This is a genomic window from Streptomyces sp. NPDC041968 (assembly GCF_055589025.1).
The window spans coordinates 97,578-117,761 of record NZ_JBVJCB010000011.1 but is presented as its reverse complement, the minus strand read 5'-3'; the positions used below and the strand labels follow the sequence as shown (position 1 = coordinate 117,761).

The window sequence follows — 20,184 nt, the reverse complement described above, 5'->3', positions numbered from 1 at the left end:
GACCGACCTGCTGTCCCGCCCGGAGGATTCATGACCCCGCCCACCGCCTCTCATGATCCGTACGCGGAGCCGTACGAGGACGAGGGCGACCAGCCACTGGTACGTCCGTACGCGATGACCGGTGGCCGGACACGGCCGCGCTACCAGCTCGCCATCGAGGCGCTGATCAGCACCACGGCCGACCCGGCAGCGCTCATGGGGCTCCTTCCCGAGCACCAGCGCATCTGCCACCTGTGCCGCGAGGTGAAGTCGGTGGCGGAGGTGTCGGCCCTGCTGGCGATGCCGCTGGGCGTGGCCCGGATCCTGGTCGCGGACCTCGCGGAGGCAGGGCTCGTCGCCATCCACCAGCCGGGCGGCGACGAGAACAACGGCGGTGCACCGGACGTGACACTGCTCGAAAGGGTGCTCAGTGGACTTCGAAAGCTCTGACGGGGGTCGGGCGACCACCTCCGCGAAGATCGTGGTGGCCGGCGGCTTCGGTGTCGGCAAGACCACGTTCGTGGGCGCCGTCTCCGAGATCAACCCGCTGCGCACCGAGGCCGTGATGACCTCGGCCAGCGCGGGGATCGACGACCTCACGCACGCCGGGGACAAGACGACCACGACGGTCGCCATGGACTTCGGACGCATCACGCTCGACCAGGACCTGATCCTGTACCTGTTCGGCACGCCCGGCCAGGACCGTTTCTGGTTCATGTGGGACGATTTGGTGCGCGGCGCCATCGGCGCGGTCGTGCTGTGCGACACCCGCCGGCTCGCCGACTGCTTCCCCGCGGTGGACTACTTCGAGAACTCCGGTCTGCCGTTCGTCGTCGCCCTCAACGGCTTCGACGGCCAGCAGCCGTACTCCCCGGACGAGGTCCGCGAGGCGCTGCAGATCGGGCCGGACACCCCGATCATCACGACGGACGCCCGGCACCGCGCCGACGCGAAGAGCGCGCTGATCACGCTGGTCGAGCACGCGCTCATGGCACGTCTGCGGTAGGCCCGGCGACGGTCGCAACCAAGTCGGCAATGATCTACGGCAGTTGTCGTAGGCGGGTCGGAGCCGACTGTGTCCTTTGACACGGTCGGCTCCGCCGTTCATAACGTTTCGGCAGAGGAATCGGGTGGTACCGCCACGCGTAGCGCACATCCCGTCTCGCTGTGCTCACGAACGCCCCGCCTTTTGACGTCCCTCGCTCTTTTTGACCGTTTTATCTGGGGCTTACATCACGTGTAACCCCCGCGTTCCACTGTTTGGAAGAGCGCAGGTCCGCGTGCTGGAATGCCGGAACTGCCCAATGGTCAAAGACGTACTCAGCAGTAGCACGTACTCGATGACGGACTGGGCTCTGAGACACAGCGGCACGACGTAGGTGCCGACCGCCGAGAGGTTGTTGGTCGAGTGAGGCGAAGCAAGAACAGTCCCGAGCCATCGGCCCGGGGCAACTTCACCCCGCCGCCGCGCGCAGCGGCGCCCGCCCCCGTGCCCGCTGCGGAAGCCAAGGCCGAGTCCGCCCCGAGCGGTGGCCGTTTCTCGCCGCGCAACTGGCGCGTGACCACCCGCCTGAACGCGATCCTGCTCATACCCGTGCTGGTCGGCCTCGTCATGGGCGGCTTCCAGGTCAAGAGCTCGATCGACACCTGGTCGGACGCCGAGGACGCCGAGAGCACCGCGCGCCTGGTCCGGGCCTCGCTGAGCTATGCCAACGCCCTCTACAACGAGCGTGACCTGACGGCGGCCCCCCTGCTCCAGGGCAAGGGCGATAAGGACGCCGGCGTCACCCAGGCCCGCCGCGCGACCGACCAGGCGGCCGACGCCTTCGACGAGGCGGCCCAGGCCATGCCCGGCAAGGCGGGTCTGGAGCGCCGGCTGAAGGTGTTCCGCGAGCAGGAGCCCAAGCTCCAGACGCTCCGCGTGGCCGCCTACACCTCCAAGCTCAAGGGCGTGGAGACCGAGGAGGGCTACACCGGGATCGCCCACCCCCTGATGGAGTTCGCCAACGAACTCGGTCTGGGCACCGGCAACATCACCTCCTACGGCCGTACCGTCTACGCGATCTCCCTGACCAAGGCCGCGCTCTCGCTGGAGCGCTCCATCGGCATGCACATGCTGATCAAGCCGGGTCCGGACCCGAGCCACCTCGCCAGCCAGCGCGTCGCCCTCTCCTCGTACGCCTACCTCGAGCGCATCGCCATCGAGGAGTACATCGGCGGCGGTACCGAGGCGGACGCGCAGAAGCTCGAGGACGCCGAGGCGCAGCTGAAGGAGGACGGCGCGGCCCTGGCCAAGGAGGCCAAGGCCAAGGACCCGGACTACGTGCCGCCGCCGACCAATCCGACGACGATGATCTCGGAAGTGGCCCAGCTGGACACGACGGACACCGGCGCGCGGGCCGAACTGGCCCAGCAGGGCATCACGCCGGAAAACTGGTGGGCGGTCAACACCCTCAAGTTCGATGCCTACGGCAAGATCGAGTCCGACCTCGCCGACAAGGCGGTGTCCGAGGCCTCCACCATCGCCGACGACGCCGAGCAGGCCGCCTACATCACGGGTGCCGCCGTCGTCGTCGCGCTGCTCGCCGCCTTCATCCTGGCCGGCATGGTGGCCCGCCAGATGAGCCGCTCCATGCGCCAGCTGCGCAACGCCGCCTTCGGCATCGCCGAGCAGCGCCTGCCGATGCTGGTCGACCAGCTCTCCCGCACCGACCCCGGCCGGGTGGACACCCGGGTGGCGCCGATCCCGATCACCTCCACCGACGAGATCGGCGAAGTGGCCCGGGCCTTCGACCAGGTGCACCGCGAGGCCGTCCGGCTCGCCTCCGAGCAGGCCCTGCTGCGGGGCAACATCAACGCGATCTTCACCAACCTCTCGCGCCGCAACCAGTCGCTGATCGAGGGCCAGCTGACCCTGATCACCGACCTGGAGAACAACGAGGCCGATCCCGACCAGCTGGAGAACCTCTTCCGGCTGGACCACCTCGCCACCCGTATGCGCCGCAACGGCGAGAACCTCCTGGTCCTCGCCGGCGAGGAGCCCGGCCGCCGCTGGGACCAGCCGGTCCCGCTGGTCGACGTGCTGCGCGCCGCCTCCTCCGAGGTGGAGCAGTACGAGCGCATCGAGCTGTCCGGCGTCCCCGAGGCCGAGATCCACGGCCTCGCGGTGACCGACCTCGTGCACCTGCTCGCCGAGCTGCTGGAGAACGCGACCACGTTCTCCTCCCCGCAGACCAAGGTCCGCGTCACCGCGACCCGGCTGCCCGACGGCCGCGTGATGGTCGAGATCCACGACAAGGGCATCGGCCTGACCGCCGAGGACTTCGCGGACATCAACCACAAGCTCGCCAACCCGCCGACCGTGGACGCCGCGATCTCGCAGCGCATGGGCCTGTTCGTGGTCGGCCGGCTGTCCGACCGGCACGGCATCCGCGTCCAGCTGCGCCCCTCCGGGGAGCAGGCGGGCACCACCTCGCTGGTCATGCTCCCGGACGCCATCACCCACGGTGGCGGTGGCGAGCAGCAGCCGCGCGACGAGTTCACCGTCTCCCAGATCATCCCGGAGCAGAACTTCCAGGGTGAGAACTTCGGACAGGTCGGTCAGCCCATGCGGACCGCCGCCGAGCTGGGCTTCGACGACAGCCGGTACACCGAGGTCCCCGACGACATCCGCGAGCTGGACCCGGTCGGCCGCTCCCTGATGCGCGAGGAGCGCCGTGCGGCCCTGGAGGCCCAGTCGCACCCCGAGCTGCCCGGTCCGGCGGACCACGGCGGCCGCGACGGGAACGGGACCGGCGGCTACCAGGACCAGTTCACCGGTCAGCAGCCCGGCTACGGCCAGGGCGAGTACCAGGAGCAGCAGACCGGCGCCTACGAGCAGCCGTCCGGCTACGCCGACCAGCAGCAGGCGGCGTACCAGGAGCCTCAGCAGCAGGCGTACGACGAGCAGTACTACGCGCCGAACGGCCAGGCGCCGCAGGGCGAGGGATACCCGGCCGACGGCGGCTACACCGGCGCCTCCTACGCGGAGCCGGTCCCGGGCGGCCACCAGCCGGCCGGCCCCGGCGCCCCGGAGACCTACTCGGCCTTCGAACAACGGCGTCACAGCGACGACTGGCCCCAGCAGGACGGTTACCAGAACGGCTATCCGGACCAGTACCCCACGGGTGCCCCGGAGACGGAATCCGCGCAGGCCGCTGACGTGAACGAGGCGGACCGCGTAGGCTTCGACCGTCCGGGCCCGGCTCCCTCCGCCGCTCACGACATGACCGACGCCGGTCTCCCCCGCCGCGGATCCACCGCGAGCGGCGCGGGCGAGGCGGGGCACGTGGACCACGAGGCGCCGGCCACCGCGGCGCAGGCCGGCGGCGAGGACTCCTGGCGGTCGGCCAACGACGACCGCTGGCAGCAGGCCTCGGCGCTGCGCAGGCCCAAGGCGGGCGGGGTGACCTCCTCGGGTCTGCCACGGCGGGTACCCAAGGCCAACCTGGTCGAGGGCGCCGCCGAAACCACTCCACAGGGAGGCCCGCAGGTCTCCCGCGCCCCGGAGGACGTCCGGGGCAGGCTGAGCAACCTGCGACGCGGCGTCGAACGGGGCCGCAGCGCAGGCAGTGAAACGAACGGCCAGGACACGAGGAATGAACACCGTGGTCCTGACAGCACCTACAACCAGGAGCGTTAGTGTGAGCCCGATGAGCCAGGCGGCACAGAACCTGAACTGGTTGATCACCAACTTCGTGGACAACACCCCGGGGGTGTCCCACACGGTGGTGGTCTCCGCCGACGGACTCCTTCTGGCGATGTCCGAGGGGTTCCCGCGCGATCGCGCCGACCAGCTCGCGGCCGTCGCCTCCGGTCTGACCTCGCTGACCGCCGGTGCCTCGCGCATCTTCGAGGGCGGCAGCGTGAACCAGACGGTTGTGGAGATGGAGCGGGGATTCCTGTTCATCATGTCCATCTCCGACGGTTCGTCCCTCGCGGTTCTCGCACACCCGGAGGCGGACATCGGTCTCATTGGGTACGAGATGGCCCTTCTGGTGGACCGTGCCGGAACGGTTCTGACGCCCGATCTCCGGGCGGAGCTCCAAGGGAGCCTTCTCAACTAAAGGACAGACGGTGCGTTTTGGCGTCCCGTGGCCGTAAAGTTTCGGGACGCGGCTCCACAGTGATGGATGCCAGGCACAGTCGGAGGAGGAAAAAGTGGCAACACCCCCAGGCGGTCCGTCTTCGGGCAACTGGTCGTACGGCCCTGGCCAGGGCCAGAACGACGGCTCGGCGAACGGATACGGCTACCCCTCCGTGCCGAGCCACCGGCAGCCGTACGCTCCGCAGGGCCCCGGCCCTTCGCCGTACGACCAGCCGCACGCTCCGCGCATCCAGCCCGTGCAGCCCCAGCGCCGCACCCCTGAGCCGGCGCCCGCCGGGGCGTCGAACAACCCCCTGGTGCGCCCGTACGCCATGACGGGCGGCCGCACCAGGCCCCGGTACCAGCTCGCCATCGAGGCACTGGTGCACACCACCGCGCAGCCGCACCAGATGCAGGGCCAACTGCCCGAGCATCAGCGGATCTGCAACCTCTGCCGGGAGATCAAGTCGGTGGCCGAGGTCTCGGCCCTCCTGACGATCCCTCTCGGCGTGGCCAGGATCCTCGTCGCCGACTTGGCGGAGGCGGGACTGGTCGCCATCCATCAGCCCGGCGGCGACGAGAGCGCCGGCGGCCAGCCAGACGTGACACTGCTCGAAAGGGTGCTCAGTGGACTTCGCAAGCTCTAGCGGCGGTCCTTCCCGCTCCACCACATCCGCGAAGATCGTGGTGGCGGGCGGCTTCGGCGTGGGCAAGACCACGTTCGTCGGCGCTGTCTCGGAGATCAACCCGCTGCGCACCGAGGCCGTGATGACATCCGCGTCCGCGGGCATCGACGACCTCACCCACACGGGGGACAAGACGACCACGACGGTCGCCATGGACTTCGGACGCATCACGCTCGACCAGGACCTGATCCTGTACCTCTTCGGTACACCCGGCCAGGACCGTTTCTGGTTCATGTGGGACGACCTGGTGCGCGGCGCCATCGGTGCGATCGTGCTGGTCGACACGAGGCGGCTCGCCGACTGCTTCCCCGCCGTCGACTACTTCGAGAACTCCGGTCTGCCGTTCGTCATCGCCCTCAACGGCTTCGACGGCCAGCAGCCGTACAACCCGGACGAGGTCCGCGAGGCGCTGCAGATCGGGCCGGACACCCCGATCATCACGACGGACGCCCGGCACCGCGCCGACGCGAAGAGCGCGCTGATCACGCTCGTGGAGCACGCGCTGATGGCGCGGCTGCGCTAGCGCGCACCGTGCGATTCGCCCCCCGCGGCCACTGGGCTGCCGGGGGGCGGTTTCGTCGCCGGGTACGGGTGCGGGTGCGTCGCGGCTGGTCGCGCGGTTCCCCGCGCCCCTGCTGCACTGTCCATCCCTCAATGTCAATGCACGCACAGAGGCCCCCTCCTGAGTGGAGGGGGCCTCTGTGCGTCTCGGGGTCAGCGCCAGCTGTGCGGGGCGCGGAAGCCCGGCTCTCGTTCCAGGCGGCGCCAGCCGGCGCGGACGCGGCCGCCGCCGTGGGTCGGGGCGATCTCGACGGGGCGGGCGGCGGCGCGGGCCAGGAGGAGGGCCGTGATGGCGGCGACTTCCTCGGGCTCGGCGTGGCCCTTCTCGACGCGGATGTCGGCAGTGGACATGGACGTGGCTCCTCGGGTCACTGCGGCGGGTTGCCGTGCTTGCGGGAGGGCAGGTCGGCGTGCTTGGTCTGCAGCATCGCCAGGGACCTGATGAGCACCTCGCGGGTCTCGGCGGGGTCGATGACGTCGTCGACCAGGCCGCGCTCGGCCGCGTAGTAGGGGTGCATCAGCTCGGCCTTGTACTCCTTCACCATGCGGGCCCGCATGGCCTCGGGGTCCTCGGCCTCGGCGATCTGGCGGCGGAAGATGACGTTGGCCGCGCCCTCGGCACCCATCACCGCGATCTCGTTGGTCGGCCAGGCGTAGGTCAGGTCGGCGCCGATCGACTGGCTGTCCATGACGATGTAAGCACCCCCGTACGCCTTGCGCAGGATGAGGGAGATGCGGGGCACGGTGGCGTTGCAGTACGCGTACAGCAGCTTGGCGCCGTGGCGGATGATGCCGCCGTGTTCCTGGTCGACGCCCGGCAGGAAGCCGGGTACGTCCAGAAGGGTGACGATCGGGATGTTGAAGGCGTCGCACATCTGCACGAAGCGGGCGGCCTTCTCGGACGCCTCGATGTCCAGGACGCCGGCCAGGGCCTGCGGCTGGTTGGCGACGATGCCGACGACCTGCCCGTCGAGGCGGGCCAGGGCGCAGATGATGTTGCGGGCCCAGCGCTCGTGGACCTCCAGGTACTCGCCGTCGTCGACGATCTCCTCGATGACCTTGGCCATGTCGTACGGGCGGTTGCCGTCCGCGGGGACCAGGTCGAGGAGGGTGTCGCCGCGCCGGTCGGCGGGGTCGGAGGCCTCGTTGCGGGGCGGGTTCTCCCGGTTGTTCTGCGGGAGCAGCGACAGCAGGTAGCGGACCTCGGCGAGGCAGGTCTCCTCGTCGTCGTAGGCGAAGTGCGCCACGCCGCTGGTCTCGGCGTGCACGTCCGCGCCGCCCAGGCCGTTCTGCGTGATCTCCTCGCCGGTGACGGCCTTGACCACGTCGGGGCCGGTGATGAACATCTGCGAGGTGTCGCGGACCATGAAGACGAAGTCGGTCAGGGCCGGGCTGTAGGCCGCGCCGCCCGCGCACGGGCCCAGCATCACGCTGATCTGCGGGATGACGCCCGAGGCCCTGGTGTTGCGCTGGAAGATGCCGCCGTAGCCGGCCAGCGCCGAGACGCCCTCCTGGATACGGGCTCCCGCTCCGTCGTTGAGGGAGACCAGCGGCGCACCGGCCGCGATGGCCATGTCCATGATCTTGTGGATCTTCGTGGCGTGGGCCTCGCCCAGCGCACCGCCGAAGATCCGGAAGTCGTGCGCGTAGACGAAGACGGTGCGGCCCTCGACCGTGCCCCAGCCGGTGATGACACCGTCGGTGTACGGCTTCTTCGCCTCCAGGCCGAACCCGGTCGCCCGGTGCCGGCGCAGCTGCTCGACCTCCCGGAAGGAACCGGCGTCGAGGAGGAGCTCGATCCGCTCCCGCGCGGTCAGCTTGCCCTTGGCGTGCTGCGCCGCCGTCGCCTTGTCGCTCGGTCCGGCCAGTGCCTGCGCACGGATCTCGTGCAGTTCGGCTACTCGCCCGCGCGCGTCCGTCGGCTCGTCCGCCGGCACGCTCGTCGACTCACCCGGCGCCTCATCCAAAACGGTCATGTAGCGACTCTACGAAACCGACCAAGGAATGCCAGCCGTCGACTCCGTACAGTCTCCGACGCGTTTTCCTGGTAGCACCGAACAGAACCCCTACGGCGTGCAGCCGTTTCGACTGCTCAGGGGGGTTCAGGCTTGTAGGGGTCACACAAAGCCGTCAGCTGAGAGTCACCTCACATTCATGGGTGTCGCATACCACCCCTGGAGTGACGCGGAGGTGCAGTCGGCGGCCGGCCGCCAGGATCTCGACCGTGCTGTCGGCCCGTACCACCGCTCCCGCCGGATGGTCCCACACGATCTCCAGGGGCTCGCCGGTGCGCGGCGGTTCGCTCACGCAGAGGGTGGCGGTGCGACCCCGGCGCCGGACGAGGACGCTCGCGCCCGCCGTCGCGGTGAGCGGGCCGGCCGTGCCTGCCTCCCAGAAGGTGGCGGCCGTGAGGCCGAGCGGGGGAACGGTGACCGCCTGGCGGCGACCGTCGTTGGCGAGAACCCGGAGCCGATGGCGGTCGGCGGCCCGCCGGGTGACGGTCCGGCGGGAGGCGCCCGGCATGACGACGTAGACGTAGCCGGCGTCGACCGGGTCCGTGCCGTGGTCCAGCCAGAGGGTCTGCCAGCGGCGGGTGCGGCGCTCGGTGGTGCTGGTGCTGTTGATGTCGGACCAGGCTCCGGTGCGGTCCTCGCGCAGGGTCCGCAGCTCGCCCTCGGGCACGATCCAGCCGCCGTGGCCCTCCAGGTGCGCCCAGTGCCGGCCGCGGACGAGGGCCTGGGTGCCGTCCTGACCCAGGTTGCGGTTGTCGACGACCGTCTCGACCGGGACGCCGTCCGCGCAGGTGATGCCGGCGCCGAGGCAGACCACCTCGTCGTCGAGGAAGAACCAGGACTTGCGCGCTTCGAGGGTCGAGCCGAGGCCCTTGAGGTGCTGGCCGACGGCCGCGTACGTGCCGTCGGTGGTGCCGCCCACCCAGCGCACGTCGGGCTTGGGTGCGCCCCATTCGCCGCCCGCGCGGTCGGGCAGCCGCCGGGTGGAGACGGTGGTCCCGGGCAGGCGGTACCAGTCGACGGTGGGCCAGAACCAGTCCGTGTACTGGTCCGACCGGGTGCCGTTCGCCCACCAGGTGAGCTGGCCCGCGCCGGTGTGCCAGCCGCGGGGGTTCTCGCCGTTGCCGCACTCGTAGTGGGCGATGCGGTCGCTCGCCATGGCGAGGCTCGCGGTGAAGGCGGGGCTGCGGTGGACGGCGCGGTCCATCGCCGCGAAGAGGTGGTGCCCGGTGGGCTCGGGCGCGGCCTCGACGGGCGCGTCGGCGATCGCGTGCAGGCGGGCCAGGTCGGCCACGGGGAACTGGGGCGCCGTGAGGACGGGGGTGACGGTGTCCCGTGCGATCCAGCCCTTGATCCGCGCGTGCCAGCGCTCGCGTTCGGCGTCGCTCGCACCGCCCGCGAGGAGAGCCACGGCCGCGATGAGCTGCTGGCCGTGGAAGTGGTCGCTGCGCATGACATGCAGGTCGTCGCTCTGGAGGTAACCCCGGCTGATCGCGCGTCCGTTGACGCTGTCCATGACCAACCCGTCGTGGATCAGGGGGGCGTAGGCGCGTTCGACGCTGTCGAGGATGATCTGCCTGCCGGGGTCCGTCACCTCCCACTGCGACCCGGCGAGCAGGGTGAACAGCCGGCCGAGTCCGTCCAGCATGACCTGACCGTACGTCCCCGAGTAGGCGACCCAGGTGTGCTGGACGAACGACCCGTCGGCGTAGAGGCCGTCGCCCTCGGTCACGTGGGGGAAGACCGGCGAGAGGGCGTCGCGGGCCAGGGCGATCTTCGCGGGGGCCCGGCCCAGGATGCCGCGCAGGGCGACGGAGCGGCAGAGGTCGACCCGGTTGGCGCCGGTGGAGGTACCGGAGTAGTCGCCGAGCATCGCGTCGGGGACGAAGTGGTCGACGGCGGCGCAGGCGGCCTCGACGCGACCGGTGCCGAGGTGGTCGTGGAGGGCGGCCGTGATGTCCATCAGGAGACGGGGGCTGCCGATCTGCCACTCCCACCAGTTGCCGTAACGGGTGGTGCCCGGGTGGTAGACGGTGGCGGAGAGGTGGTCGAGTCCGCGCAGGACGTCGGCGAGGAGGCCCGCGTCGCCGGTGGAGCCGGTGCCCGGCAGGAGGTACGCCTGGGCCATGGTCCACAGGCGGCCGTAGGCGAAGGTGATCCCGGCGGGCGGGTCGAAGGGGTGGCCGGGCCACAGGGAGGTGGGGGTGGGCGCCATGGCGGCACGGTGGGCGCGGGCGTGTGCGCCCGTCTCCTCCAGCCGGGAGGCGTACGGTGCGGCGCCCGGGTCGTAGCCGGTGCCGAGGGTGATGCCGAGCCAGCGCCGGCGGAGGGCCTCGTAGGGGTCGGCGGCTGCGGCGGGAGCGGGTGCGCCGAGTGCGGGAGCACCGAGTGCCGGGGTGAGTGCGGCGGCCGCGGCGGCCGCGAGCAGGAAGGTGCGGCGGGACGGTCCGGCGGCGCCGGTGCGATGGGCGTGCGGCCAGAGGGAGGTCATGCTCATGACCTTTCCCCACCGCGGGGCGCCTCAGGCGACCTCCGGGCGGCCGTTCGGATGCCGTCCGCGCGTAACCGTTGATGGCCGGACGGAATAGGTCTAGAGTCGACACCGTTGGAGTGGTTGAACATTCAACATAAGGAGTCGGTCCCCCGACCGGCCGTTCCCAGGAGGACACCATGACCACGACGCCGAACCTCGCCACCCTGACCGGCGAGTACACGATCGACCCCGCCCACACGACGATCGGCTTCACGGCGCGCCACGCCATGGTCACCAACGTCAAGGGCAAGTTCCTCGACTTCAGCGGCACGCTGCACCTGGACGGCTCCGACCCGTCCCGCTCCACGGCGTCCCTCGACATCACGATGGACAGCATCGACACCGGGTCCCCCGACCGCGACGGCCACCTCAAGAGCGCGGACTTCTTCAAGACCGACGAGTTCCCGAAGATGACCTTCCGCTCCACCGCGGCGCAGGCCCTCGGCGGCGACGACTACCGGATCACCGGCGACCTCACGATCCTCGGCACCACCAGGCCCCTCACCATCGACCTGGAGTTCAACGGCGCCGCGAAGGACCCGTTCGGCAACGAGCGCGTCGGCTTCGAGGGCAAGGCGGAGATCAAGCGCTCCGAGTGGGGCCTCACCTGGAACGCGGCGCTGGAGACGGGCGGCGTCCTGGTCTCCGACAAGATCAAGCTGACCTTCGACATCTCGGCGATCAAGCAGGCGTGAGCCCCACCTCGACGGCGGCCCGGACCCGGACACGCCGGCCGGGCCGGTCCATCGCGCGGTGGACGGCGTTGCACCGGGCGATCGGCCGGTCGGCCGGCACCAGGTCGGGGCCGTCCGCCGCGCCCCGACACGAGGTGGTGTGCCCGTCGGCCACGAGGACCAGGCGTAGCCCCGGCTCAGCGCCTGCCGCGCCGTGGTGTCCACGCAGACCTCCGTGGCGAACCCGGTCACGATCACCTCGGTGACGCCCAGCGCACAGGGTCCCGTCGGGACCGGTGCCCGGGAAGCCGCCCGGAGTCGTCTTGCCGACGACCGGCTCCCCCTCCCCGCGGCGCCGGCTCGGGCGCGATCCGCCACGGCTCGGTGCCGGGCACCAGGTCCGCGCCGCGGTGCAGGACGGTGCCCACCGGCACTCCCGCGGCCCGGGCCCGCTCGCTCAGTCCCGCGATCGCGCGGCGACCGTCTCGGCGCCGCGGTGCGCCAGGAACGACCATGGCATGCCGCATGTCGATGACCACGAGGGCGCGGCGCGAGGGCACGGACTCACCGTAGCGGCGCCCCCCGCCCCGCCGCCCGACGATTCCGCAGCAGTTCCCGTGCCTGGTCGAGGGCCTGTCCGAAGGGGTCGGCGAGGACCCCCAGCCCGTGCACGACCAGGGCGCCCTCGTGCAGCAGCATCAACGTGCGCACCAGCCGGTCGGCTCCGGCCGCGTCGGCGTCCGTCCCGTCGGCGGCGTCGGCCGCGTCGACGTCCCGGACGAGACGGGTGAACAGGTCGAGCATCCATCTCTTCTGACCGGCGATGACCAGGTTCGCCGGATGGGCGGGGTCGCTGATCTCCGCCCGTGCGTTGATCATGCTGCACCCCCTCTGCCCGTACTGGTCCGCCCATGCGCGGGAGGCCTCGAAGACGGCCAGGACCTGGGCGGCCGGCTCCTCTCCCGCCGCCTCCAGGCGCCCGGCGAGGAGCCCGCGCCAGCGCTCGTCCCGCCCGGCCAGGTACTCCACGACGAGCTGCTCCTTGGAGCCGAACCGGTCGTACAGCGTCTTCTTGGTGACCCCCGCCTCGGCGGCGATGAGGTCCACGCCCACGGCGTGGATGCCGCGCTCGTAGAACAGCCGCTCGGCGGCTTCGAGGACTCGGTGCGCGCCGGGCGTCATCCGGATGCGGTGCGGCTTCTCCACGGGCTCCATGCTCCCGAGTATACCGATCTGTATAGTGGGCACCCGAGGCCAGTAAACCGATCTGTCTACTACGGGATGTGGTCGACGTGAACGTCCTGCTCTCGCTCGCCTTCGTACTGTGCTGGAGCTCCGGCTTCATCGGCGCCAAGCTCGGCGCGGGCACGGCGGACGCGTCCACGCTTCTGATGTGGCGCTTCGTACCGCTGGCCCTGGTCCTCGTGGCCGTCGCGGCCCTGTCGCGAGGGGCGTGGCGCGGGCTGACCCGCAGGGAGGCCGGCCGGCAGGTCGCCATCGGCGCGCTGTCGCAGAGCGGCTACCTCCTCAGCGTCTACTACGCCATCCAGCTCGGCGTCTCCAGCGGCACCACCGCCCTGATCGACGGGGTCCAGCCGCTCGTCGCCGGTGCGCTCGCGGGTCCCCTGCTGCGGCAGTACGTCTCGCGCCGGCAGTGGTTCGGGCTGTGGCTGGGCCTGGCCGGTGTGGCCACGGTGACGGTGGCCGACGCCACGGCGGCGGGCGCGGACGTGGCCTGGTGGGCGTACGGCGTGCCCTTCCTCGGCATGCTGTCCCTGGTGGCGGCCACCTTCCTGGAGGGCCGCTCCCCCGCGCCGGCCGAGCCCCGGGTGGCGCTGACGATCCACTGCGTGACCAGCGCCGTCCTCTTCTCCGGCCTGGCGGCCGGCCTGGGTGCGACCGCCCCGCCCGCCGACTCCTCGTTCTGGGTGGCGACCGCCTGGCTCGTGGTGCTGCCCACCTTCGGCGGCTACGGGCTGTACTGGCTGATCCTGCGCCGGTCCGGCATCACCGAGGTCAACACCCTCATGTTCCTCATGGCTCCGGTCACGGCCGTGTGGGGCGCCCTGATGTTCGGCGAGCCCTTCGGCGTGCAGACCGCCCTGGGCCTGGCCGTCGGCCTCGCGGCGGTCGTCGTCGTGCGCCGTGGGCGCGCCCCGTCCGGGACCCGGGCCACCCGGTCCGCGGCCGATTATCCGGTCGTGGCCCGCGCCGGGAAGCGCTAACCTGCCCGGTGTGAACAGCCCCGAAGCCGACAGACTCAGGCCACCGGTCCTCCGGTGGCCGCTCGTGATGCCGGGCTGAGGGACGCGCCGCGCGCGTACCCGGGTCCTCGTCGTCGCACCGCCACCGGACGGCCGTCCGCCGTGTCGTGACCGATGTCGACTTCCGGGTGCGGAGTTTCTTCATGCCGTTCGCTCTTCTTCTCCTGGGCCTTGCCGTGTTCGCCCAGGGAACCTCCGAGTTCATGCTGTCCGGGCTGGTGCCGGACATCGCCAGGGATCTTCAGGTCACCGTGCCTGCGGCCGGGGCGCTGACCTCGGCCTTCGCGGTGGGGATGGTCGTCGGGGCGCCGCTGATGGCGGCCCTCGGCAGGCGGTGGTCGCGGCGGGGCGCCCTGCTGGGCTTCCTCTGCGTCTTCCTCGCCGTTCATGTCGTCGGTGCCCTCACCGGCAGCTTCGAGGTGCTGCTCGCCACCCGGGTGGTCGGAGCCCTGGCCAACGCCGGGTTCCTGGCCGTCGCCCTGGTGACCGCCGCCGACCTGGCCGAGCCCGGGGCCAAGGGCCGGGCGACGTCCACGCTGCTGGGCGGGGTCACCCTGGCCTGCGTGATCGGGGTGCCCGCGGGGGCGCTGCTCGGCCAGGTGTGGGGCTGGCGCTCCGCGTTCTGGGCGGTGGCGCTGCTGGCGGTGCCCGCGGTGGTGGCGGTGGCCCGGTCGGTGCCGGGCGGCGCCGCCGAGGCCACGCCTCCCCCGCTGCGGGGCGAGCTGAGGGCGCTGCGCGCTCCCCGGCTGCGGCTCACGTTGCTGCTGGCCGCGCTGGTCAACGGGGCGACCTTCTGCACGTTCACCTACCTCGCGCCGCTGGCCACCGAGGTCGGCGGGCTGGACGGCGGGTGGGTGCCCGGGGTGCTGGCGCTGTTCGGCGCGGGGTCCTTCCTCGGGGTGACCGTCGGCGGGCGGTTCGCCGACCGGCATCCGGTGCGGGTGCTGACGGCGGGCGGGGCCGCACTGTGCGCCGGGTGGTGCGCGCTCGCGCTCGGCGCGGGGAGCCCCGCTGTGGCGCTCGGGCTCGTGTTCCTGCTGGGCGCCCTGTCCTTCGGGGTCGGTTCCACGCTGATCTCCCAGGCGCTGTACGCGGCGCCGGACGCTCCCACGCTGGCCGGGGGCTTCGCGACGGCCGCGTTCAACGTGGGCGCGGCGCTGGGTCCCTGGGCCGGGGGTGCGGCGATCGGCGGGGGGTTCGGGTACCGGTCGCCGGTGTGGGTCAGTGCGGGGCTGGTGACCGGCGCCCTCGTCCTCGCCCTCGCGGTGTCGGTCGCCCCGGCCGCCCGCGCGTGGCGGACGGTGCGGGGCTGACCTCGGGCGGGCGGTGGCCGCACCGCCCGCCCGCTCAGAAGCCGCCGCCCCCGCCGAAGTCCCCTCCTCCGCCGCCGCCGAAGCCGCCGCCCCCGCCGAAGTCACCGCCCCCGAAGCCGCCGCCGAAGTCGCCCGGGTCGAAGTCGCCGCCGGACACGTCACCGCCCTCGTGGCCGCCGAAGTCGCCGTAACCGGCGCCGTAACCGGCTCCGTAGGCGGGGCCCGCCATCAGGCCGCCCAGCATGGTGCCGACCAGCAGGCCGGGCAGGATGCCGGCGCCGAAGTAGCCGCCCACCCAGGGGCCGTAGGCCGGACCGGCGTCCCAGTAGGGCCGGCGGCCGTACTCGGTGTCCACCTCGCGGATCATGGGGTCCCGCCCGTCGGACAGCCGGGCCTGGTCGGCCGCGCAGACCGGCACCTCGCGGGTGGCGCCGCCCGGCGGGGTCCAGGTGACGTCGGTGACCGAGGGGCCGTGGCGCGGGTCGAAGAAGCACGGCGGGCGGCGCTCGGGCAGTGGCTTCCCCTCCCGGCGGGCGGCGAGCCGGGCGAGGGAGAAGCGCCCGTCCTCCAGGGCCTGGGTGACCGCGCGCACGTCCTCCGGCCGCCGGGCGTCCGCCATGAAGGCCTTGGCCTTCTCGTAGGCGTCCAGGCTCTGTTCGTAGTCCGCGCGCATCGCGTCGTCGGCGCCCGGCTCGCCGGGGTGGAAGTCCAGGCGGTCGAGTTCCTCGCCGAAGGCGGTGATGTCCTCGTCGACCACGACCCGCAGCCGCTCCAGGGCCACGCGCTGCTCCTCCTCGCGGCGGCGCCGGTTGCGCCGGGCGATCGCGTAGGCGCCCGCGCCGCCGGCCGCCACGACCGCGCCCGCGGTGATCAGGGCGCCGGTGGGGGCGGCCCCGCCGCCGGAGTCCCAGGACGCCGGGGCCGAGCCGCGCACGCTGCGCAGCGCGTCGTCGACGAAGTCGTTCAGCTGGGCCTTGGTGTCGCCGGCGCCCTGCGCGGCCGTGACGAGGTTGTTCACGCCCTGGCGGCTCAGCACGCTGCTGTCGGCGCGCGCGTCGAACTCGTCGCCGAGCCGGACGCCGTACAGCCCGGTGATGCCGGTCTCGGTGCGCAGGTTCTGGAAGAGGTTCGCGGTCGGGTAGTCGGCCGGGAGGACCGCGACGAAGACGGGCTCGTTCGCGTCCTCGATCTTGTCGGCGAGCGCTTCCGCGTCCGACCGGGACAGCAGGTCGGACGCGGCCGGGTCCACGTAGACGGGACTCTCGCGCAGGGCCGCGCCGATCTCGGAGACGTCGGTGGCCGCCTGGGCGCCGGGCGCACCGGCCATCAGCACCGCCAGCGCGGCGATGACCGGCGCGACCAGGAGGCGTATGAGGACACGAATGCGAACGCCCTTCATACGTTCGAAAGTACCCGAAACGACCTCAATAAGACATCAGAACGGGTGAGAGATGCCGGCCTCACTCGGCGGGCGTGACCCCCGCCCGCAGCAGCCCGTAGGTGTACGCGTCCTCCAGCGCCTGCCAGGAGGCGGCGATGACGTTCTCCGCGACGCCCACCGTGGACCACTCCCCCGTCCCGTCGCCCGTGGAGATGAGGACCCTGGTGGTGGACTGGGTGCCGTGCACGCCCTCCAGGATGCGGACCTTGTAGTCGACCAGGTCGAGCTTGGCCAGCTCCGGGTAGATCCGCTCCAGGGCGACGCGCAGGGCGCGGTCCAGGGCGTTGACCGGCCCGTTGCCCTCCGCCGTGGCGACGATCCGCTCGCCCTTGGACCAGAGCTTCACCGTGGCCTCGTTGGCGTGGGTGCCGTCGGGGCGGTCCTCGGTGATCGCGCGCCAGGACTCGACCTCGAAGTACTTGAGCGGTCCGCCCTCGACCTCCGCACGCAGCAGCAGCTCGAAGCTCGCGTCCGCCGCCTCGTACGTGTAGCCGGCCAGCTCGCGTTCCTTGACCCGCTCGACGACCCGGCCGACCAGTTCGCGGTCGCCGCCGAGGTCGATGCCGAGTTCCTTGCCCTTCAGTTCGATGGAGGCGCGGCCGGCCATGTCGGAGACCAGCATCCGCATGGTGTTGCCGACCAGCTCGGGGTCGATGTGCTGGTACAGGTCCGGGTCGACCTTGATCGCGGAGGCGTGCAGGCCCGCCTTGTGCGCGAAGGCGGACACACCGACGTAGGGCTGGTGCGTGGAGGGGGTGAGGTTGACGACCTCGGCGATGGCGTGCGAGATCCTCGTCATCTCGCGCAGCCGGCCCTCGGGCAGCACCTTCTTGCCGTACTTCAGCTCCAGCGCGGCCACGACCGGGAAGAGGTTGGCGTTGCCGACGCGCTCGCCGTAGCCGTTGGCCGTGCACTGGACGTGGGTGGCGCCCGCGTCGACCGCGGCGAGGGTGTTGGCGACGGCGCAGCCGGTGTCGTCCTGGGCGTGGATGCCGAGCCGGGCTCCGGTGTCGGCCAGCACCGTGGAGACCACGGCCTGGATCTGCGCCGGGAGCATGCCGCCGTTGGTGTCGCACAGGATGACGACGTCGGCGCCCGCCTCGGCGGCGGCGCGGACGACGGCCTTGGCGTACTCGGGGTTGGCGCGGTAGCCGTCGAAGAAGTGCTCGCAGTCCACGAAGACGCGTCGACCCTGCTCCTTCAGGTAGGAGACGGTGTCGGCGACCATCGCCAGGTTCTCGTCGAGCGTGGTGCGCAGCGCCAGCTCGACGTGCCGGTCGTGGGACTTGGCGACCAGGGTGATCACCTGGGCACCCGACTCCAGGAGCGCCTTGACCTGGTGGTCCTGGGCGGCGGTCGCACCGGCGCGACGGGTGGAGCCGAAGGCCACCAGCTGGGCGTGCTTGAAGTCGATCTCCTGCTGGGCCCGGGCGAAGAACTCGGTGTCCCGCGGGTTGGCGCCGGGCCAGCCGCCCTCGATGAAGCCCACGCCGAAGTCGTCCAGGTGCCGTGCGATGGCCAGCTTGTCCGCGACCGTGAGGTTGATGCCCTCGCGCTGCGCGCCGTCGCGCAGGGTGGTGTCGAAGACGTGGAACGAATCGTCGAGTTCGCTGGTTGCGGTCATGATCTGAAGACTCCTGTTGGGGATCTCGGTCTACCGGAATGACCGGTTCCACCGTCCGTCTATGATCCCTCGCGCTCTCTTCCCGGCTGGAGGTGGGCCAGGAAAACGAAAAACCTCTCGCGGGTGCGAGAGGTCTGCGCGCGGGTCGAGGACGACGGTGTCCACCCGTACCTGGTCGTACGCGGTGGTCACTGCGGACCGGCGCGCCTGCTGCCAATAATCATGGCGAACGAGAGCACGGGGGGAGTCTGGCACAGTCCGTCCCGCGGTTCACGGCCCGTCTCAGGATGCGGGCGGCGCCCGTCCGGGGAACGGGCCGGACCCGGATTCAGACGTCCGCGAGGAGACCGTCCGCCAGGAACTCCCGCACGTGACGGAGGACCTGCGTCCGGTCCGTCCCCCGCAGTCCGATCGCCACGTGGATGGCGAGACCGTCGAGGAGGGCGCGCAGCCGGGACGCGAAACGGTCGGCGTCGACGGGGCGGAACTCGCCGCGCGAGACGCCCTCGGCCAGCAGCGCGACCAGGTCGCGGTGCCAGGCGCCCTCGATGGCGGCCTGCCGGTCGCGGGCGTCGTCGTCCGCGTTCTGCGAGCGGTTCCACACCTCCAGCCACAACGTCCAGTGCGGGTCGCGGTGGCCTTCGGGGACGTACAGGTCGACGTAGGCGTCGAGGCGTTCGCGGGCCGTCCCGGGCCGGGTGAGCAGCCGGCCGCGGGCGACGCCGAGGCGGCCCTCGCTCCACTCCAGGGTGCGCAGCAGCAGTTCGTCCTTGGAGTGGAAGTAGTAGAGGAGGTGCCCGCTGCTCATGCCGACCTCACGGCCGAGCGCCGCCATGGTGAGCTTCTCCAGGCCGCGCTCGGCGATCATCTCCATGGCTGCGGCGAGGACGTCCTCGCGCGGCGGGGCGTTCTTCCGCGCACGCGCCGCACCGGCCATGGCTGACTCCTTCTAGATCCTCGGCTGCTGTTGCGTGATGCAGTGGATGCCTCCACCGCCCGCGAAGATCGTACGGGCGTCCACCAGGGTCACCGTGCGCTCGGGGAACAGACGGCGGAAGATGCCCGCCGCGAGTTCGTCGTTCGGGTCGTCGAAGCCGCACAGGACGACGCCGTCGTTGCACAGGTAGTGGTTGATGTACGAGTAGTCGACCCAGTCGCCCTCCTCGTCCTTCAGGACCGTCGGGGCGGGGATCTCGACGACCTCCAGGCGACGGCCCCGGGCGTCGGTCTGCCTCCGCAGGAGGTCCACGTACGTCCGGGAGCGGGCGTGGTCGGGGTGGGCGGGGTCGCGCTGGCTGTGCACGACGACGGTGCCCGGCCGCGCGAAGGCCGCGACGATGTCGACGTGGCCCTGGGTGCCGTACCTGCCGTAGTCGCCGGCCAGGCCGTGCGGGAGCCAGATCGCCTTGGTGGTGCCGAGCCTGGCGTGGATCTCGGTCTCGACCTCCTCGCGGGTCCAGCCGGGGTTGCGGCCGGAGCCGAGCTGGACGGTGTCGGTCAGCAGGACCGTCCCTTCGCCGTCGACGTGGATCGCGCCGCCCTCGTTGACCAGGGTGCTGCTCAGGACCGGGGCGCCGGCGAGGTCCGCGACATGGCGGGCGATCTTGGAGTCGTGCTCCCAGCGGGCCCAGTCCTGGGCGCCCCAGCCGTTGAACACCCAGTCCACGGCGGCCAGCCCGCCCTGCCCGTCCGTCACGAAGGTCGGGCCGATGTCCCGCATCCAGGCGTCGTCCAGTTCGCGCTCGACCAGGTCGACGTCCGGTCCGAGCAGTTCGCGCGCGGCGGCGCCCTGGCCTGGCCCGTGCACCACGGTCACCGGCTCGAAGCGGCGCACCGCGCGGGCGACGGACGCCCAGGCCGAACGGGCCTCGGCCAGCTCCTCGTCGTTCGTGAACGTCGGGTTGGGGCCGGGCCAGGCCATCCAGGTGCGTTCGTGCGGGGCCCACTCGGGGGGCATGCGGAAGGTCATGGA

General features: G+C 71.7%; 17 protein-coding genes. 9 read left to right on the top strand and 8 right to left on the bottom strand.

Translation table 11 applies throughout. The features are described 5' to 3' along the window. The first annotated feature begins 30 nt into the window (after positions 1 to 30). The 6 genes from ACZ6EG_RS25930 to ACZ6EG_RS25905 all read left to right on the top strand — a co-directional run bounded on the left by ACZ6EG_RS25930 (position 31) and on the right by ACZ6EG_RS25905 (position 6,313). Complete coding sequence (locus ACZ6EG_RS25930) at positions 31 to 429, top strand: DUF742 domain-containing protein (RefSeq protein WP_003973454.1); 399 nt, start codon at positions 31 to 33, stop codon at positions 427 to 429. After that, entirely contained in the window at positions 410 to 985 is a 576-nt protein-coding gene (locus ACZ6EG_RS25925) for a GTP-binding protein (RefSeq protein ID WP_003973455.1), read from the top strand. Before ACZ6EG_RS25930 ends, ACZ6EG_RS25925 begins: the two co-directional genes overlap by 20 nt. Positions 986 to 1,387: 402 nt before the next feature. After that, a complete protein-coding gene (locus ACZ6EG_RS25920; protein WP_391971857.1) occupies positions 1,388 to 4,660 on the top strand; it encodes a nitrate- and nitrite sensing domain-containing protein in 3,273 nt (1,090 codons plus the stop codon). A gap of 10 nt (positions 4,661 to 4,670) precedes the next feature. Next, on the top strand, positions 4,671 to 5,084 hold the full coding sequence (locus tag ACZ6EG_RS25915; protein WP_004983065.1) for a roadblock/LC7 domain-containing protein: 414 nt from the start codon (positions 4,671 to 4,673) through the stop codon (positions 5,082 to 5,084). A gap of 94 nt (positions 5,085 to 5,178) precedes the next feature. After that, positions 5,179 to 5,751 (top strand): DUF742 domain-containing protein, encoded by a 573-nt coding sequence (locus ACZ6EG_RS25910; RefSeq protein ID WP_121749353.1) that lies wholly within the window; start codon positions 5,179 to 5,181, stop codon positions 5,749 to 5,751. After that, positions 5,732 to 6,313 carry a GTP-binding protein gene (locus tag ACZ6EG_RS25905; RefSeq protein ID WP_009314218.1) on the top strand — a complete coding sequence of 194 codons (582 nt, stop codon included), beginning with the start codon at positions 5,732 to 5,734 and terminating at the stop codon, positions 6,311 to 6,313. The genes ACZ6EG_RS25910 and ACZ6EG_RS25905 overlap by 20 nt, the downstream gene beginning before the upstream one ends. Positions 6,314 to 6,504: 191 nt before the next feature. Here the strand turns inward: ACZ6EG_RS25905 and ACZ6EG_RS25900 are convergent, their stop codons facing one another. The 3 genes from ACZ6EG_RS25900 to ACZ6EG_RS25890 form a co-directional block, all read right to left on the bottom strand. Further along, positions 6,505 to 6,702 (bottom strand): acyl-CoA carboxylase epsilon subunit, encoded by a 198-nt coding sequence (locus tag ACZ6EG_RS25900; RefSeq protein WP_351401640.1) that lies wholly within the window; start codon positions 6,700 to 6,702, stop codon positions 6,505 to 6,507. Positions 6,703 to 6,719: 17 nt separating this feature from the next. Beyond that, entirely contained in the window at positions 6,720 to 8,327 is a 1,608-nt protein-coding gene (locus ACZ6EG_RS25895) for an acyl-CoA carboxylase subunit beta (RefSeq protein WP_391971858.1), read from the bottom strand. Between the two features lie 154 nt (positions 8,328 to 8,481). Then, on the bottom strand, positions 8,482 to 10,854 hold the full coding sequence (locus tag ACZ6EG_RS25890; protein WP_469608190.1) for a polysaccharide lyase 8 family protein: 2,373 nt from the start codon (positions 10,852 to 10,854) through the stop codon (positions 8,482 to 8,484). 179 nt (positions 10,855 to 11,033) lie between these two features. Here ACZ6EG_RS25890 and ACZ6EG_RS25885 point away from each other — a divergent pair, with 179 nt between their 5' ends. Then, entirely contained in the window at positions 11,034 to 11,591 is a 558-nt protein-coding gene (locus ACZ6EG_RS25885) for a YceI family protein (RefSeq protein ID WP_391971859.1), read from the top strand. Between the two features lie 543 nt (positions 11,592 to 12,134). Here ACZ6EG_RS25885 and ACZ6EG_RS25880 read toward each other — a convergent pair. Continuing rightward, positions 12,135 to 12,785: a TetR/AcrR family transcriptional regulator gene (locus ACZ6EG_RS25880; protein ID WP_391971860.1), complete on the bottom strand. Its 651-nt coding sequence runs from the start codon at positions 12,783 to 12,785 to the stop codon at positions 12,135 to 12,137. 77 nt (positions 12,786 to 12,862) lie between these two features. On the opposite strand from ACZ6EG_RS25880, the gene ACZ6EG_RS25875 reads away from it, so the two are divergent. Together ACZ6EG_RS25875 and ACZ6EG_RS25870 are read left to right on the top strand one after the other, a co-directional pair. After that, a complete protein-coding gene (locus tag ACZ6EG_RS25875) occupies positions 12,863 to 13,795 on the top strand; it encodes a DMT family transporter (protein WP_469608187.1) in 933 nt (310 codons plus the stop codon). Positions 13,796 to 13,977: 182 nt separating this feature from the next. Continuing rightward, on the top strand, positions 13,978 to 15,147 hold the full coding sequence (locus tag ACZ6EG_RS25870) for a Cmx/CmrA family chloramphenicol efflux MFS transporter (protein ID WP_469607995.1): 1,170 nt from the start codon (positions 13,978 to 13,980) through the stop codon (positions 15,145 to 15,147). 34 nt (positions 15,148 to 15,181) lie between these two features. Here the strand turns inward: ACZ6EG_RS25870 and ACZ6EG_RS25865 are convergent, their stop codons facing one another. The 4 genes from ACZ6EG_RS25865 to ACZ6EG_RS25850 all read right to left on the bottom strand — a co-directional run bounded on the left by ACZ6EG_RS25865 (position 15,182) and on the right by ACZ6EG_RS25850 (position 20,181). After that, on the bottom strand, positions 15,182 to 16,546 hold the full coding sequence (locus ACZ6EG_RS25865) for a hypothetical protein (RefSeq protein WP_391971862.1): 1,365 nt from the start codon (positions 16,544 to 16,546) through the stop codon (positions 15,182 to 15,184). A 61-nt stretch (positions 16,547 to 16,607) separates the two neighbouring features. After that, positions 16,608 to 18,212, bottom strand: a complete 1,605-nt coding sequence (gene cimA / locus ACZ6EG_RS25860; RefSeq protein WP_391971863.1) for a citramalate synthase — start codon at positions 18,210 to 18,212, stop codon at positions 16,608 to 16,610. A 328-nt stretch (positions 18,213 to 18,540) separates the two neighbouring features. Continuing rightward, on the bottom strand, positions 18,541 to 19,149 hold the full coding sequence (locus tag ACZ6EG_RS25855) for a TetR/AcrR family transcriptional regulator (protein WP_356610522.1): 609 nt from the start codon (positions 19,147 to 19,149) through the stop codon (positions 18,541 to 18,543). A 12-nt stretch (positions 19,150 to 19,161) separates the two neighbouring features. Next, the gene (locus ACZ6EG_RS25850) at positions 19,162 to 20,181 is read right to left on the bottom strand and encodes an agmatine deiminase family protein (RefSeq protein ID WP_391971864.1); all 1,020 of its coding nucleotides are present in this window, start codon (positions 20,179 to 20,181) and stop codon (positions 19,162 to 19,164) included. Between the last annotated feature and the right edge of the window lie 3 nt (positions 20,182 to 20,184).

What these genes read in the sequence shown, in the direction of transcription:
- ACZ6EG_RS25930 (WP_003973454.1), top strand. Translation starts at nt 31, where the DNA reads ATGACCCCGCCCACCGCCTCTCATGATCCGTACGCGGAGCCGTACGAG.
- ACZ6EG_RS25915 (WP_004983065.1), top strand. Translation starts at nt 4,671, where the DNA reads ATGAGCCAGGCGGCACAGAACCTGAACTGGTTGATCACCAACTTCGTG.
- ACZ6EG_RS25900 (WP_351401640.1), bottom strand. Translation starts at nt 6,702, where the DNA reads ATGTCCACTGCCGACATCCGCGTCGAGAAGGGCCACGCCGAGCCCGAG.
- ACZ6EG_RS25895 (WP_391971858.1), bottom strand. Translation starts at nt 8,327, where the DNA reads ATGACCGTTTTGGATGAGGCGCCGGGTGAGTCGACGAGCGTGCCGGCG.
- ACZ6EG_RS25890 (WP_469608190.1), bottom strand. Translation starts at nt 10,854, where the DNA reads ATGACCTCCCTCTGGCCGCACGCCCATCGCACCGGCGCCGCCGGACCG.
- ACZ6EG_RS25885 (WP_391971859.1), top strand. Translation starts at nt 11,034, where the DNA reads ATGACCACGACGCCGAACCTCGCCACCCTGACCGGCGAGTACACGATC.
- ACZ6EG_RS25880 (WP_391971860.1), bottom strand. Translation starts at nt 12,785, where the DNA reads ATGGAGCCCGTGGAGAAGCCGCACCGCATCCGGATGACGCCCGGCGCG.
- ACZ6EG_RS25870 (WP_469607995.1), top strand. Translation starts at nt 13,978, where the DNA reads ATGCCGTTCGCTCTTCTTCTCCTGGGCCTTGCCGTGTTCGCCCAGGGA.
- ACZ6EG_RS25865 (WP_391971862.1), bottom strand. Translation starts at nt 16,546, where the DNA reads ATGAAGGGCGTTCGCATTCGTGTCCTCATACGCCTCCTGGTCGCGCCG.
- cimA (WP_391971863.1), bottom strand. Translation starts at nt 18,212, where the DNA reads ATGACCGCAACCAGCGAACTCGACGATTCGTTCCACGTCTTCGACACC.
- ACZ6EG_RS25855 (WP_356610522.1), bottom strand. Translation starts at nt 19,149, where the DNA reads ATGGCCGGTGCGGCGCGTGCGCGGAAGAACGCCCCGCCGCGCGAGGAC.
- ACZ6EG_RS25850 (WP_391971864.1), bottom strand. Translation starts at nt 20,181, where the DNA reads ATGACCTTCCGCATGCCCCCCGAGTGGGCCCCGCACGAACGCACCTGG.